We start from the raw sequence: 14,138 nt of genomic DNA, 5'->3' as shown, positions 1-14,138 counted from the left end.
GCGAATTCAAACCCCAAGTGCAACAGTCGGAATAAGTCCTGCGCTCTTCAGATCGACGTTATCGAAGAACACCTCGGCGGCACTACGCCAGCCCAAGGTCTTGCGAGGGCGGATATTGAGCTCCCAGGCCATCTCGTCGAGCTCGGATTGGGAGTGCACGCTCAGGTCGGTGCCCTTGGGCAGGTACTGGCGCAGCAAGCCGTTGGTGTTCTCGTTGATACCCCGCTGCCAGGGGCTGTGCGGGTCGCAAAAGTAAACCTTCAGCCCCGTATTCTCGGCCAGCTTCCTGTGCAGCGCCATTTCCTTGCCCTGGTCGTACGTCAGCGTTTGGCGCATTTGCGGCGGCAGCGCAGAGAACGCCCGTGTGAACCCCTCAAGGGCGTCAAGGGCGGTACTCCCGTCAAGCTTGATGACCATGGCAAACAACGACCGGCGGCACACCAGCGTGCCCACGGCAGAAGCGTTGGCCTTGCCCTTCATCAGGTCGCCTTCCCAGTGGCCCGGCAACAGGCGATCATTGGCTTCGGGCGGACGCACATGGAGGGGCAGCATGTCCTGCAGCGCGCCTCGCTTGCCCTGGCCGCGGCTGGGTGGTCTGCGCGCTGCGCGAGCCTGACGCAGCAGCACGCTCAATTCGCGACGCAAGTCGCCCTTGGGCATCGCGTAAATCGCGGTGTAGATGGTTTCGTGGGAGGCTTGCAATTGAGGCTGCTCGGGATGACGTTCCCGCAGTTTGGCAGCAATTTGCTCTGGCGAGAGCTTGAGCGCGAGCATCGCCCGGACCTGCGCCCACAGAGCGCCGCCGGGGTGCAGTTTGCGTGCCGGCCAGGCAGCGCGCGGCGCACGCGCCGGGCACGCTTGCCCGAACGGTGCGCGTCATAGCCGCCAGCGATGCGGGTGCGGCCCATGACGCACTGCTCGGCATCGCTTTGCCAGCCATTGCGGCGCAGTTCACGGGAAATAGTGCTCGGCGACCTTCCCAGGGCGTTGGCGATTGCTCGCGTGCTGCAGGCCCGCATCTTCATGCCCATCACCACGCCTCGCTCTTCTGCGCTCAACTGTCGATATGTTCTCGTCATGCAACTCCTCTGTGGATTTGGAAGTGTTGCACTTGGTCCTTGAATCCGCCGTGACTTTCTTTTGGCGAAGCAAAAGAAAGTTACTTGCCGCCGGGCAACCCCCGGCTTATTGGCACACCACACAGTCCGAGGCAAAGAAGGCTTCGACAGGCTCAGACCGAACGGTGATGGCCCTCGGGCATGGATCCCGGATCAAGTCCGGGATGACAGCCATAACGCGGCAACTGCTATGAATTCAATAGCTGTTTACGCCTACTAGATATGGGCTACAAGCTGGTTTTATTCAAGAAAGTGAGTTACAGCAACGCCGCCGGCTCATCACTGGCCAACACCTGCGCAGCCCACGGTGTGAGCTTGCCCGCATCGGCCCGCAGCACCTGCTGCTTGACCGCGAGGATTTGCGAGGGGTGCATGGAAAAACTGCGCAGACCCATGCCGAGCAGCAGCCTTGTCATGGTGACGTCGCCGGCCATCTCACCGCAGACGCTGACGCCCTTGCCCTGCGCATTGCATTCGGCAATCGTGTCGGCAATCAGCCGCAGCACCGCCGGATGGCAAGGGTCGTACAAATGGGCCACCGCTTCGTCGGCACGGTCGATTGCCAGCGTGTACTGGATCAGGTCGTTGGTGCCTATCGACAAAAAGTCGAAGTACTTGAGAAACAGCTTGAGCGTCAGCGCAGCCGCCGGGATTTCGATCATCGCGCCTAGCTGCACCGGCCCGTAGGCGATGCCCTTGTTGTCGAGTGTGGCCCGCGCAAAGTCGAGCAGCGACAGGGTCTGGCGGATCTCGCTGCCGTGGGCCAGCATGGGCACCAGCAGGTTGACCGGGCCGTGCGCGGCAGCGCGCAGGATGGCGCGCAACTGCGTCAAAAACATCGGTGGGTCGGCCAGGCTCCAGCGGATCGCGCGCAGGCCGAGTGCCGGATTCAACTGGCCGTCCTGGGTCTTGCCGACCAACCGGTCGAGCGGCTTGTCGGAGCCGATGTCCACCGTGCGTATCGTCACCGGCAGGCCGTTCATGCCTTCCACCGCCTTGCGGTAGGCCAGGTACTGCTCCTGCTCGTCGGGCAGCCTGCCGGTGCGGCCCATGAACAAAAACTCACTGCGAAACAGGCCGACGCCGGCCGCGCCCACCTTGACGGCGCCCACCGTGTCTTCGGGCATTTCGATGTTGGCCAGCAGCTCCACCTTGTGGCCGTCCAGCGTCAGCGCTGCGGTGTGGATCAGCCGGTTCAGGCGCTGGCGCTCCAGCTCGCCCTGGCGCTGCTTGAAGCCGTATTCGGCGAGGATGATGGGCGAGGGGTCAACAATCAGCACGCCGGCATCACCGTCGATGATGACCCAGTCGTCCTGCTCGATCAACTGGCTGGCGCTGCGGGCGCCGACCACCGCCGGAATGTCCAGGCTGCGCGCCACGATGGCGGTGTGTGATGTCTTGCCGCCCACGTCGGTGGCAAAACCAACAAACAGGCTTTGCTTGAACTGCAGCATGTCGGCCGGCGAGATGTCGTGTGCCACCAGCACCAGCGGCACATCCATGGTGTCGTCGAGGAGCAAATCCTGCTCGCGCGGCTGGCGACTGGAAGCGGCTGGCGCGGCCGGCAGAACGGGTGATGCCACACCCTTCATGAATCCCAGAATACGCTCGACCACCTGCTCCAGATCGGCCTTGCGCTCCCGCAGGTACTCGTCTTCCATGTCGTCGAACTGCCGCGCAATGATTTCGTACTGCGTGGTCAGCGCCCACTCGGCGTTGTAGAGCCGGTCGGTGATCCAGTGCTTGACGCCGCTCGTGAGCTGCTCGTCCTGCAACAGCATCAGGTGCACGTCGAGCAATGCCGACAACTCATGCGGCGCGTCTTTGGGCAGGTCGCGCTGCACCCGACTGATTTCTTCGGACACCGCATCGCGCGCCACACGCAGGCGCTGGATCTCCTCAAGCGTCTTCGAGGCGTCGATAAAGTAATGCGCCACATCGGCCCGGCTCGACGCCACCAGCACAGCACGGCCGATGGCGATGCCACGCGAGACGGCCAAGCCATGAACGCTAAAGGTCAATCCGCACCTCCGTCCCAAAATGCGATGCGAAGCGAGCCGTTCAATACCAGTCCGAGCCGCGGAACCGGCTCAGCCGGGCCGCAGGCGGGGCGGCCCCCTTGGGGGGCAGGGAGCGACACGCAGTGCGCGATCGTGGGGGCCATCTATTCGCCCTCACCAAACTTGTCTGCGATCAGGGCCAGGATCGCCGTCATGGCCTGCTGCTCGTCCGCCCCGTCGGTTTCGATCTCGACACTGCTGCCCAGGCCAGCGGCCAGCATCATCACACCCATGATGCTTTTGGCGTTGACGCGGCGTTCGCCCTTGGCCATCCAGACCTCGCAGGCAAAACTGCCGGCGAGTTTGGTGAGTTTGGCTGAGGCGCGGGCGTGCAGGCCCAGCTTATTGTTGATGGTCGTGTTGTTCTTTATCATGATTTCTGCGAGCTTGATTCTGCGGTGCGGTGATGGCGACCTGCATGACACCCTGTGTTCCACCCAGCACCGCGCGCGCCACCAGCGCATCCAGCGGCTCGTGCCGGTAAGACACGGTGCGCAGCAACATCGGCAGGTTGACGCCGGTGATCAGTTTGGAGCGCACGCCGTCCACCAGCTTTTGTGCCACGTTGCAGGGTGTGGCGCCAAACACGTCGGCCAGCACCAGGGCGTGCGAAGTGCCAAGCTGACGAAACACGATGCGCGCCTGCGCCAGGGTTTCTTCGGGCGGCATGTTGGGTTGCACGTCCAGCGCCATCACCCCGGCCGGGTTGTCCGGAAAAACATGCAGCACACATTGCCGCAGGGCCGAAGCCAGGGGCGCGTGGGCGATGATGAGAATGCCGTTCATTGCGGAGAATTATCAGCGTTCACGCTGAGGAAATAAGCGTATGAGGCTATACAACAACACAAAAACACCCCGAAGGCGGCCTGAAAACTCGCCACTTCGGCCAGTCCCGCCGCTTTGAAGGCATCGATCAGCAGCCCGATGCCCCACTGCACCACAAACACGCCCGAGAAAATCACCAGGTTGTAGGCCGACAATGCGCGCCCCGCCAGCGAGGCATGAAAGGCCATGCCGACCGCCGGCTGCGCCAGGCTCATGGCACTGCAGCTCATGCAAAAAAGCGCCCAGCCGAACCAGCCTGTCGCTGCGCCCATCGCAATGTTGACGGCCAGCACGGCGATGCTCAATGGCACGCCCCAGGCCACCAGCCGCGTGGCATGCCAGCCATGGCGCACCAGCCAGGGGTTGACCATGCCCCAGGTCCAGAAGGTCACCAGCATGGTGGCGTTGATATAAAACAGGCCGGTGGCCGACTCCAGCGGCGTGTAGCCCGCCACCCGCAGCATCCAGGGCCCGGCCCACAAGGTCTGCACCGCCACCAGCCCGCCGTAATTGAAGAAGGCCAGCGGCGTCATCTTCTGGAAATAGCGGTTGCGCAGCACGTCGGCATAGCGGCCGGGCGGCGCTCCTTCGACAGGCTTAGGGCGATCGGAATCTGGCTTGCGGAGCGTGGGGGCAATATTCCAGTGCGGCACAACCCAGGCGATACACAGCATCGACAGCACAATCAAGCCCGCCAGAATCCAGAACAGCGCGCGCCAGCCGGTCAGCGGCATCAGCCACTGCACCGGCAGGGTGGACGCCAACATGCCGAGCGAGGCGGTCATCAGCATCCAGGAGTTGGCGCGCAGCAGCGCGGCGGGCTCCAGCCAGCGGCGGTAACCGGTCAACGGCGCCATCAGGCAGGCGCTGACGCCCGCGCCCAGCACCACGCGGGACGCCAGCAGCCCGCTGAAACTGGTAGCCATCGAAAACGCCAGGCTGCCAAGCACCGACACGCCCAGAAACCACAGGATCACGCGCTTCGGGCCATGCCGGTCCAGCCAGGCGCCCAGCGGCAACTGCATCGCCGCAAAGCCGAGGAAATAACCGCCCGCCAGCAGCCCCAGGTCACGCGCCTGCAACGAAAACTCCTGCGTCAGCACCGGCGACAGCGTGGCCGTGATGGCCCGCACCAGAGCCGAGCAGAAATACGCCGCGGCAAACGCCAGAAAAACGATGATTGCGGTTTTTTTACCAAGGTAGCCGGAGGTGTCGGCCTGCGCTGCCGTCATGAAGCCGGCTCAAACTTGAGGCTGGAGAAAAAAGTCTCGGCCACCTCGGCATTCATCACATCGGCATACAGCACCACCTGAAAAAGCTGTGACCCGCGTGAAAAGTAAGCCGCCTGCCCGGCCACCGCACGCCCGTCGGCGCGTTGCCCCTCGGCTTTGACCAGCAGCGGCGGCGTGCCGGTGGCCATGCCCGGCGGCCGGAAAGAAGAAACCTGCGTGGCGCCGGCGCCCAGGCCGACGGGCCCGGCCTTCATATTGACAAGTGTCAGCGCCTGCCACTGGGCCAGCACCGCCTCGGCTTTCGACGCGTCGACGATGTCGGCCACCGCCACTGCAAAAGTCGCGCCGCCGGTATCACAGCCCAGCATGCGCAGCGCCACCGGCTGGCCGCCCAGCGGCACGGATTTTTCGGCCTTGTCGGGTTTACAGGGCAGCAACAGGCTCAAGCCGGTGTTGTCCGGCCGGACCTCGCGCCAGTTGAAGGTCGGGTTGCAGGCCGCCAGCGCCAACAGGGCAGCCGCAAGCACAGCCAGTCGCGGCGTGTTCACAGGGGAGAGACAACTCATAAGCATGCATGGCACTTTACAGGGATTTGTGCGCCAGTCTGGGGCCACCAGGCCGGCAGAACCGCGCACCTACCGCACGCGCACCGCTTTGGCGCATGTTGACCGCCAGCCACCGCACCAATCTGGGCACGCTGCTTGCTTGGATATTTTCATGTTTTCTGCCCCGCAACATCCACATGCCCCACCGGATTCGCTGAACGCGGGCTATCTGCCGGGCGCGGACCACCCGGTCTGGCGCGACAAACTGTCGCAACTGCTGGAATCCACCGGCGAAGGCATTTTCGGCATCGACATGGCTGGCTGCTGCACCTTCATCAACCGGGCTGGCGCCGAGCAGCTCGGTTTTGCCCCGGAGGATGTGCTCGGCAAAAACATGCACGAGTTGGCCCACCACAGCCATGCCGACGGCGCCCATTACCCCGAACACCTGTGCCCCATCTTCAACGCCTTCCGCATGGCGCTGCCCTGCCGCATCGACACCGAGCTGTTCTGGCGCCGTGACGGCAGCGCGTTTGCGGTCGAATACTCGTCCTACCCCATCGTCGACGGCGGTGTGGTGCAGGGCGCGGTAGTCACTTTTGTCGACATCTCGGCGCGCAAGCGGGCCGAAGACGCCCTGCGCCACGCCAACGACGTGCTGGAGCAACGTGTCAGTGAGCGCACACAGGCGCTGGCAGGCGCGCTGCAGCAGCTGCGCGAACTCTCCGCCTACACCCACACCGTGCGCGAGGAAGAGCGCACCCGCATCGCCCGCGAGGTGCACGACGAGCTGGGCAGCCTGCTGGTGGCGCTGAAAATGGACGTGGGCTGGCTGGACAAACGGCTGGGCGAACAACAGCAGCGCGAACCGCAGGCGGCGCAGCTGATGCGCGACACCATGCGCCACAAATGCCAGAACATGGGACGGCTGATCGAGGCCGCGGTCGACAACGTGGGCCGCATCATCACCGACCTGCGCCCCAGCATCCTCGACCACCAGGGCCTGTGGGCGGCGCTGGACTGGCAGGCGCACGAGTTTGTGCAGTCGGCCGAACTGACACTGGACTGGCAGATGGACGTGGAGCGCGCCGTGCCGCTGCCCGAGCCTTCGGCCATGGCGATTTTCCGCATCTTCCAGGAGATGCTCAGCAACGTCGGCCGCCACGCGCAGGCCAGCCACCTCGCCATCACCATCCTGGCCACCGCCGACGAGATCAGCATTCGCGTGTCTGACAACGGCAAAGGTGCGGCGGCTTCGGCCTTTGAAGCGGCCAATGCCTACGGCGTGATGGGCATGCGCGAACGTGCGCGCCACCTCGGTGGGAGTCTTGAAATTTCAAGCCAAATCGGCCTGGGGGCCACGTTCCATCTGAGCATTCAGCTCTCGAAATCATAGCAAGTACAACATCATGGCTTTACTCAACATCCTGATCGGCGACGACCACCGCATCGTGCGCGAAGGCCTCAAGCAGGTGCTGGCTGATGCCCCCGACATCACCGTCGTGGCAGAAGCCGAAACCGGCCCTGACATTCTTGAGAAGGTCGATGCGCTGGGTGGCTCTGCCGGGCTGGCTGCCGTTCTGCTTGACATAGCGTTGCCCGGCCGCGACGGCATGGATGTGCTGCAGGCCCTGAAAAAAACCTGGCCGCAACTGCCGGTGCTGATGCTCAGCACCTACCCCGAAAAACAATACGCGGTGCGTTGCATCAAACTGGGCGCGGCCGGCTACCTCAACAAAAGTGCCCACCCCGACGACATGATTGCCGCGGTGCGCAAGGTTGCCGGCGGTGGCATGTATGTGTCGGCTGCCACCGCCGAGGCGCTGGCCAGCGCGATCGGCGGCAGCGGCGGGCGCAGTGGCGCGGAAGCCCTGTCGCACCGCGAGCACCAGGTCTTTCGGCTGCTCACCGCAGGCAAGTCCGTCGGCGAGATCGGCACGCAACTGGGTCTTGCGTCCAACACCGTCAGCACCTACCGCCTGCGCATTCTTGAAAAAACCGGCACCAAAAATGACGTGGAGCTGGCGCTGTATGCCGAGCGCCACGCCAGGGCGCCGGCCAACCCCTGAGCGCGCAATGGGCGCGGCCTTGTCCTACGGTCGCTTGGGTGCGCGCTGATTACCAAGCCCGCTGCCCTGCTCCATGCTGGCTGCAGACCGCGCCGCCGGCACAGCCCAAGGAGATTTTTCATGACCACTGTCAACGACGTGATGTCCCGCGATGTGCGGACCCTGCCCCCCACCAGCACCATTGCCGATGCGGCCAAAGTGATGGACCAGCTCAATGTGGGCGTGATTCCCGTGTGCGAGGGCGACACGCTGCTGGGCATGGTGACCGACCGCGACATCGTGGTCCGTGCCGTGGCGCAGGGCCTGGGCGACGACACGCCACTGTCCAGAGTGATGAGCACCGACGTGCGCACCGCGCGCGAAAGCGACGACCTCGAAACCGTCCTGGCCGAGATGGCAGCCAGCCAGATTCGCCGTCTGCCGGTGGTGGATGCCTCGGATGCGCTGGTCGGCATCATTTCGCTCGGCGACATCGCGGTCAAGGGGCAGGACGAGGAGGACGTGGGCCAGTCGCTCGGCGAAATCTCCGCGCCCGCGTAAGCCAACCGCCGCTGCTTCATTGTCATTGCGGGCAGAGCCTGTCCCGGACCTGATCCGGCAACCCGCAATCCATGCCGCCGCACCCTGCGTGGAGTGGGATATGCAGCATGGATCCCGGATCGAGTCCGGGATGACAAGCTTGCTTGGCATGCGCCGATTTGGTGCGGTGGCTGAAAACGGCGTCGCGTACCCGGTTGCCGGGGACGCCCGCCGGCTTTACAAACAGGTCCCAGCGACCATGCCGCAGCCGCAAAACGCCATGGCAGGGCCGATCAAGCAGTTTTTGTAGGGCCCGCCCTACGCCGCGTCATGGCATCGACGGCGAAATGCGGTGCATGGGGCCGCTTGGGCGCAAAGTGGCGCGCGCCTTGCAAGGTGCAAGCATCTTCAACTGAAAGGTGCGCGCCATGTCTGACCGCTTCTCCCCCTACGATGCCGACCGACCCCTGATGCTCAAGTGCAGCTGCGGCGGTGACCACGCCCAGTCCGACCACCACCCGGCCATGAACGCGGACGGCGCCGCCGCCGAGCTGCGCCGGCGCAGCCTGAACAGCGAGTTTGAAGCCTATTCCAACGAGTTCATTGAAGCCACGCTGGTCAAGGCCCTGTTTCCGCAAGACGAGGTTCGCCGCCGCTTCCTGCGCGCCGTCGGCAAAGGCACGGCCATGGCCGCGATTGCCAGCGTGCTGCCGATCGGCACCATGCAGGCCATGGCGCAGGACAAGGGCAAGCTGGAAAAAACCAACCTGAAGATCGGCTTCATCCCGATCACCTGCGCCACGCCGCTGATCATGGCGCACCCGCTGGGTTTTTACAGCAAGGAAGGCCTGAGCGTTGAAGTGACCAAGACGGCCGGCTGGGCGCTGATCCGCGACAAGATGATCAACAAGGAATACGACGCCACCCATTTCCTGAGCCCCATGCCGCTGGCCATTTCCATGGGCCTGGGCTCCAACGCCACACCGATGAACGTGGCGACTATCCAGAACGTCAACGGCCAGGCCATCACCATGGCGCTGAAACACAAGGACAACCGCGACCCGAAAAACTGGAAGGGCTTCAAGTTTGCGATTCCCTTCGAGTATTCGATGCACAACTTCTTGCTGCGTTATTACCTGGCCGAAGCCGGCCTGAACCCCGACACCGACGTGCAACTGCGCGTGGTGCCGCCGGCCGAAATGGTCGCCAACCTGCGCGCCGGCAACATCGACGGCTTCCTCGGCCCCGATCCGTTCAACCAACGCGCTGTGTTCGAAGAAGTTGGTTTCATCCATGTGCTCACCAAAGACCTGTGGAATGGCCACCCCTGCTGCGCCTTCGGCACCTCGACAGAGTTCATCCAGAAGAACCCCAACACCTTCGCTGCGCTGTACCGATCGGTACTCACTGCCGCCGCGATGGCGCGTGACCCGAAGAACCGCGAACTGATCGCCAAGGTGATTGCGCCGGCGCAGTACCTGAACCAGCCCGAAGCCGTGCTCAACCAGGTGCTGACCGGCAAGTTTGCCGACGGCCTGGGCAACATCAAGACCGTGCCGGACCGTGCCGACTTTGACCCGATGCCGTGGCAGTCGATGGCGGTCTGGATGCTGACCCAGATGAAACGCTGGGGTTATGTCAAGGGCGATGTCAACTACAAACAAATCGCCGAAAAAGTCTTCCTGATCACCGACGCCAAAAAACACATGAAAGACCTGGGCCAGAAAACGCCCGACGGCGCTTACCCCAAGTTCACCATCATGGGCAAGGAGTTTGACGCGGCCAAGGCGGACGCTTATGCCAAGGGTTTTGCCATCAACAAAATGGGCTGACCATGCCTTCTGCCTCTGCACTCTGTCATTGCGGGCCTGACCTGCAATCCATGCCCGCCGGCCACTGCGGTCAGGACATGGACCCCGGATCGCGTCCGGGGTGACAGCGTTCACGCCATCGCTGACGGCTTACGCAACCCTCTCATCACATCATGAATATTTTCAAAACCCTGGGCTTTCGCGCAGGCATCGTTTCCGCCGTGCTTTTTGTGGTGTTCATCGCCGCCTGGTACGCAGCGACCACTTCACCGGCCAGCACCGGCGGCAATGTCAGCGGCATGACGGCCGAGCAGATCGAGTACCAGAAGATGATGGGCAAGGACCCCGGTGCGGTCAAAGCCTCGGGCTTCCCCACGCCGGGCCAGATGGGCAGGACTTTTGTCGATCAGCTCAGCGACCCGTTTTATGACAAGGGCCCGAACGACAAGGGCATCGCTATCCAGCTCGGGCATTCGCTGGGCCGCGTCGCACTCGGTTTTCTGCTGGCCTGTCTGGTGGCCATACCGCTGGGTTTTGTGATTGGCATGTCGCCGCTGCTGCGCCGCGCGCTGGACCCTTTCATCCAGGTGCTCAAGCCGATCTCGCCGCTGGCCTGGATGCCGCTGGCGCTGTACACCATCAAGGACTCGTCGACCTCGGGCATCTTCGTGATCTTCATCTGCTCGGTCTGGCCCATGCTGATCAACACCGCCTTTGGTGTGTCGGCCGTCAAGCGTGAATGGCTCAACGTCGCCAAGACGCTGGAAGTCAAGCCGCTGCGCAAGGCTTTTCTCGTGATCCTTCCGGCCGCTGCGCCCACCATCCTGACCGGGATGCGCATCTCCATGGGCATCGCCTGGCTGGTGATCGTCGCCGCCGAAATGCTGGTGGGTGGTACCGGGATTGGTTACTTTGTGTGGAACGAATGGAACAACCTGTCGCTGACCAACGTGATTTTTGCCATCGTCGTGATTGGCGTGATGGGCATGTTGCTGGACCTGATGTTTGCGCAGCTGCAGAAGTGGGTGACCTATGCTGAATAATCCCGCAACCGACGCCACAGGCCGCCCCTTCCTGCAGATCGAAGGCCTGACCAAGTCCTACCCCGGCACCACCGAGCCGGTGTTCGACGAGGTCAACTTCAGCATTGCGCGCGGCGAGTTCGTCTGCATCATCGGCCACTCGGGCTGTGGCAAGACCACGATTCTCAACGTGCTGGCGGGCCTGGAAAGCGCCAGCGCCGGCCATGTCTTCATGGACGGCCGCGAGGTCGCCGGCCCCAGCCTGGAGCGCGGTGTGGTGTTCCAGGGCCATGCGCTGATGCCCTGGCTCACCGTGCGCAAGAACATTGCGTTTGCCGTGCGCTCTAAATGGCCGGACTGGACCGCCGCGCAGGTTGATGACCACGTCAAGAAATACGTGGACCTGGTCGGCCTGTCGGGCGCCATCGACAAAAAACCCTCGGCCCTGTCGGGCGGCATGAAGCAGCGGGTGGGCATTGCGCGTGCCTTTGCGATTGAGCCCAAGATGCTGCTGCTCGACGAGCCTTTTGGCGCGCTCGACGCGCTGACACGCGGCACCATTCAGGACGAGCTGCTGGCCATCGTGCGCGAGACGCACCAGACGGTTTTCATGATCACGCACGATGTCGACGAGGCCGTGCTGCTGGCCGACAAGATCCTGCTGATGAGCAACGGCCCGCAGGCGCGTGTGGCCGAGATTGTGCGCAACACCATGCCGCGCGACCGCCAGCGTGCCTCGGTGCACCACGACCCGCAGTACTACCCGCTGCGCAACCACCTTGTGGATTTTCTGGTGGCGCGCTCCAAAGACCTGTCGCACGGCAAGGCGCCTGCGCACCCGCCCACGGTGGAGCCGGGGCGCGGCGCTTTGGCCGATACATCGCCCGCCGTCACCCTGAAAGCCGTCGCATGAGCACAGAACAAGCCCGCCCGCCGCTGCCGCCCTTCACGCTGGAAAGCGCGAAAGAAAAAGTGCAGAAGGCCGAAGACGCCTGGAACAGTTGCGATCCGGACCGGGTGGCGCTGGCCTACACCGAAGACTCGGTCTGGCGCAACCGCGCCGACTTCTTCTCGGGCCGGCCCATGATCCGCGAATTCCTTAAACGCAAGTGGGCGAAAGAGCTGGACTACCGGCTCAAAAAAGAACTCTGGGCCTTCACCGGCAACCGCATCTCGGTGCGTTTTGAGTATGAGTGGCACGACGACGCCGGCTTCTGGTTCCGCTCCCACGGCAATGAGCAGTGGGAGTTCAGCGAGCTGGGTTTGATGCAGCGCCGCGAGGCAAGCATCAACGACGTGCCGATCAAGGAAGCCGACCGCAAATTCCACTGGCCACGCCCCGTGGCTGTTTAACCCCTCACCTTTTTTATCTACAACACGGAGAACAAACCATGAACCGCAACGACGTCACCGAAAAAATCATCACCGTCAAAGTCAGCAAAGGCATCACCTGGGAGTCTGTCGCCAAGAAGGTCGGCCATAGCAAAGAGTGGGTCACCGCCGGCTGCCTGGGCCAGATGACCTTTGACGACAAGGCCGCCAGGATCATTGGCAAAATTTTCGGCTTGACGGCTGAAGAGCAGAAGTGGCTGCAGGTTGTGCCCTACAAAGGCTCACTGCCCACCCCCGTGCCCACCGACCCGCTGATCTACCGCTGGTATGAAATCGTGAGCGTCTACGGCACAACCATCAAGGAACTGATCCACGAAGAGTTCGGCGACGGCATCATGAGCGCGATTGACTTCTCGATGGACATCAAGCGCACGCCGGACCCCAAGGGGGATCGTGTGAATGTGGTGTTGTCGGGCAAGTTTTTGCCGTACAAGACTTACTGAGGCACGGGCCAGACTGGCCGTTTTGCATTGCCCCGCCCGCCGACCGGGACAAGGGAGTTGGATGCCCTTGTCGCCCAATTATTCGCGCCCGCACGCCTTGCAACAGTAAACTAGCTGCTGCGAAGGCTTCAGGCTCTATATGACACTGCACCAAGACATCCGCTTTTGCACCAGTGCTGACGGTGTGAAGATAGCAAGTACATCAACCGGTACCGGCACGCCCGTAGTTCGAGCTGGAACCTGGCTCAGCCACCTGGAGTGTGATGCCCGCCATGAAGAGCCCCAGGCCTACATACGCGCGCTGAGCCGGGGGTTTTCATACGTGCGCTACGACTCACGCGGTTGCGGCTTGTCAGACCGCACCGTGCCGTCGCTGACTTTTGAAGACGGAGTCAATGATCTGGAAGCCGTCATAGCCGCCAGAGGCCTGACGAAATTTGCACTGCTGGGCATGTCCATGGGCGCGGCGACCTCCATCGCCTATGCTGTGCGCCATCCCGAGAAGGTGTCGCACCTGGTTCTGTTTAGCGGGTTTTCGAGTTCCGTTTTCAGCACACCAAACGTCAGCCAGAAGGCCATTGATGAGGCCGAACTGGTGATCAAAAGTGCGGAGGTCGGCTGGAACAGCCCCAAGTCGATCTTTCGCAAACTGTTTGTGGCCCAGTTGCTGGGCAACGCCACCCCCGAACAGCAGCGTGAACTTGAAGAACGCATGCAGCTGTCCATGACACCCGAGATGGCCACGGCCTACCTTCGCAACAATTTCTCCATCAATGTGCGGGATCTTTGCGCGCAGGTGAAAGTACCCACCCTGGTTTTTCATTGCCGCAAGGATGAAATGATCGGCTTCGAGCAGGGCCGCAAGATGGCTTCGCTGATTCCTGACGCCCGCTTTGTGGCGCTGGAGGCCCAGGGCCATATCCTGCTGTCCACCGAACCGGCCATGCAGGTTTTTGAGGCTGAGCTGAAGGCCTTCTTGGGCAACGCAGAACCCGCACCCCAACTAAGGAAGGTCTGATCAAGTCGTGATTTGACCGAAGAGCAGCGGATGATCAACGCGAAAGCGGTCCGTGACACCAGAATCTGCTGTTCTGACGGCTAC

At 62.8% G+C, this 14,138-nt stretch carries 15 protein-coding genes and 1 pseudogene; 10 read left to right on the top strand and 6 right to left on the bottom strand.

Annotation, left to right across the window (positions count from 1 at the left end):
- Positions 1-6: 6 nt before the first annotated feature.
- The 6 genes and pseudogenes from ACH2CW_RS01645 to ACH2CW_RS01620 all read right to left on the bottom strand — a co-directional run bounded on the left by ACH2CW_RS01645 (position 7) and on the right by ACH2CW_RS01620 (position 5,783).
- Positions 7-1,079: pseudogene (locus ACH2CW_RS01645) on the bottom strand (IS30 family transposase).
- A gap of 296 nt (positions 1,080-1,375) precedes the next feature.
- Positions 1,376-3,139, bottom strand: a complete 1,764-nt coding sequence (gene ptsP, locus ACH2CW_RS01640) for a phosphoenolpyruvate--protein phosphotransferase (RefSeq protein ID WP_395055108.1) — start codon at positions 3,137-3,139, stop codon at positions 1,376-1,378.
- Positions 3,140-3,282: 143 nt separating this feature from the next.
- Entirely contained in the window at positions 3,283-3,552 is a 270-nt protein-coding gene (locus ACH2CW_RS01635; protein ID WP_395055107.1) for an HPr family phosphocarrier protein, read from the bottom strand.
- A complete protein-coding gene (locus tag ACH2CW_RS01630; protein WP_395055106.1) occupies positions 3,521-3,964 on the bottom strand; it encodes a PTS sugar transporter subunit IIA in 444 nt (147 codons plus the stop codon). Before ACH2CW_RS01630 ends, ACH2CW_RS01635 begins: the two co-directional genes overlap by 32 nt.
- Positions 3,961-5,235: an MFS transporter gene (locus ACH2CW_RS01625; RefSeq protein WP_395055105.1), complete on the bottom strand. Its 1,275-nt coding sequence runs from the start codon at positions 5,233-5,235 to the stop codon at positions 3,961-3,963. Before ACH2CW_RS01625 ends, ACH2CW_RS01630 begins: the two co-directional genes overlap by 4 nt.
- Positions 5,232-5,783: a hypothetical protein gene (locus ACH2CW_RS01620; RefSeq protein ID WP_395055104.1), complete on the bottom strand. Its 552-nt coding sequence runs from the start codon at positions 5,781-5,783 to the stop codon at positions 5,232-5,234. Before ACH2CW_RS01620 ends, ACH2CW_RS01625 begins: the two co-directional genes overlap by 4 nt.
- Before the next feature lie 169 nt (positions 5,784-5,952).
- Here ACH2CW_RS01620 and ACH2CW_RS01615 point away from each other — a divergent pair, with 169 nt between their 5' ends.
- The 10 genes from ACH2CW_RS01615 (at position 5,953) to ACH2CW_RS01570 (ending at position 14,054) form a co-directional block, all read left to right on the top strand.
- Positions 5,953-7,176, top strand: a complete 1,224-nt coding sequence (locus ACH2CW_RS01615; protein ID WP_395055103.1) for a PAS domain S-box protein — start codon at positions 5,953-5,955, stop codon at positions 7,174-7,176.
- Between the two features lie 13 nt (positions 7,177-7,189).
- Positions 7,190-7,849 carry a response regulator gene (locus ACH2CW_RS01610; protein ID WP_395055102.1) on the top strand — a complete coding sequence of 220 codons (660 nt, stop codon included), beginning with the start codon at positions 7,190-7,192 and terminating at the stop codon, positions 7,847-7,849.
- Positions 7,850-7,969: 120 nt separating this feature from the next.
- A complete protein-coding gene (locus ACH2CW_RS01605) occupies positions 7,970-8,389 on the top strand; it encodes a CBS domain-containing protein (protein WP_395055101.1) in 420 nt (139 codons plus the stop codon).
- A 130-nt stretch (positions 8,390-8,519) separates the two neighbouring features.
- Entirely contained in the window at positions 8,520-8,678 is a 159-nt protein-coding gene (locus ACH2CW_RS01600; RefSeq protein ID WP_395055100.1) for a hypothetical protein, read from the top strand.
- A 118-nt stretch (positions 8,679-8,796) separates the two neighbouring features.
- A complete protein-coding gene (locus tag ACH2CW_RS01595) occupies positions 8,797-10,200 on the top strand; it encodes a CmpA/NrtA family ABC transporter substrate-binding protein (RefSeq protein ID WP_395055099.1) in 1,404 nt (467 codons plus the stop codon).
- Between the two features lie 152 nt (positions 10,201-10,352).
- Positions 10,353-11,222: a nitrate ABC transporter permease gene (ntrB, locus tag ACH2CW_RS01590; protein WP_395055098.1), complete on the top strand. Its 870-nt coding sequence runs from the start codon at positions 10,353-10,355 to the stop codon at positions 11,220-11,222.
- Positions 11,212-12,114 carry an ABC transporter ATP-binding protein gene (locus tag ACH2CW_RS01585; protein WP_395055097.1) on the top strand — a complete coding sequence of 301 codons (903 nt, stop codon included), beginning with the start codon at positions 11,212-11,214 and terminating at the stop codon, positions 12,112-12,114. Before ntrB ends, ACH2CW_RS01585 begins: the two co-directional genes overlap by 11 nt.
- The gene (locus ACH2CW_RS01580) at positions 12,111-12,554 is read left to right on the top strand and encodes a nuclear transport factor 2 family protein (protein WP_305346878.1); all 444 of its coding nucleotides are present in this window, start codon (positions 12,111-12,113) and stop codon (positions 12,552-12,554) included. Before ACH2CW_RS01585 ends, ACH2CW_RS01580 begins: the two co-directional genes overlap by 4 nt.
- A gap of 38 nt (positions 12,555-12,592) precedes the next feature.
- Positions 12,593-13,036, top strand: a complete 444-nt coding sequence (cynS, locus tag ACH2CW_RS01575; protein ID WP_395055096.1) for a cyanase — start codon at positions 12,593-12,595, stop codon at positions 13,034-13,036.
- Between the two features lie 139 nt (positions 13,037-13,175).
- Positions 13,176-14,054 (top strand): alpha/beta fold hydrolase, encoded by an 879-nt coding sequence (locus ACH2CW_RS01570; RefSeq protein WP_395055095.1) that lies wholly within the window; start codon positions 13,176-13,178, stop codon positions 14,052-14,054.
- The last annotated feature ends 84 nt before the right edge of the window (positions 14,055-14,138 follow it).

Source organism: Polaromonas sp., assembly GCF_043778355.1.
Classification (GTDB): Bacteria; Pseudomonadota; Gammaproteobacteria; order Burkholderiales; family Burkholderiaceae_C; genus Polaromonas.
Note: the sequence above shows the minus strand (reverse complement) of the source record. Positions and strands in the feature narration are given on the sequence as shown.

Bases quoted from the DNA above. Each gene is read 5' to 3' on its own strand.
- ACH2CW_RS01595 (WP_395055099.1), top strand. From the start codon at position 8,797: ATGTCTGACCGCTTCTCCCCCTACGATGCCGACCGACCCCTGATGCTC.
- ACH2CW_RS01625 (WP_395055105.1), bottom strand. From the start codon at position 5,235: ATGACGGCAGCGCAGGCCGACACCTCCGGCTACCTTGGTAAAAAAACC.
- ACH2CW_RS01570 (WP_395055095.1), top strand. From the start codon at position 13,176: ATGACACTGCACCAAGACATCCGCTTTTGCACCAGTGCTGACGGTGTG.
- ACH2CW_RS01630 (WP_395055106.1), bottom strand. From the start codon at position 3,964: ATGAACGGCATTCTCATCATCGCCCACGCGCCCCTGGCTTCGGCCCTG.
- ACH2CW_RS01610 (WP_395055102.1), top strand. From the start codon at position 7,190: ATGGCTTTACTCAACATCCTGATCGGCGACGACCACCGCATCGTGCGC.
- ACH2CW_RS01585 (WP_395055097.1), top strand. From the start codon at position 11,212: ATGCTGAATAATCCCGCAACCGACGCCACAGGCCGCCCCTTCCTGCAG.
- ACH2CW_RS01635 (WP_395055107.1), bottom strand. From the start codon at position 3,552: ATGATAAAGAACAACACGACCATCAACAATAAGCTGGGCCTGCACGCC.
- ACH2CW_RS01605 (WP_395055101.1), top strand. From the start codon at position 7,970: ATGACCACTGTCAACGACGTGATGTCCCGCGATGTGCGGACCCTGCCC.
- ACH2CW_RS01600 (WP_395055100.1), top strand. From the start codon at position 8,520: ATGACAAGCTTGCTTGGCATGCGCCGATTTGGTGCGGTGGCTGAAAAC.
- ACH2CW_RS01615 (WP_395055103.1), top strand. From the start codon at position 5,953: ATGTTTTCTGCCCCGCAACATCCACATGCCCCACCGGATTCGCTGAAC.
- ntrB (WP_395055098.1), top strand. From the start codon at position 10,353: ATGAATATTTTCAAAACCCTGGGCTTTCGCGCAGGCATCGTTTCCGCC.
- ACH2CW_RS01580 (WP_305346878.1), top strand. From the start codon at position 12,111: ATGAGCACAGAACAAGCCCGCCCGCCGCTGCCGCCCTTCACGCTGGAA.
- cynS (WP_395055096.1), top strand. From the start codon at position 12,593: ATGAACCGCAACGACGTCACCGAAAAAATCATCACCGTCAAAGTCAGC.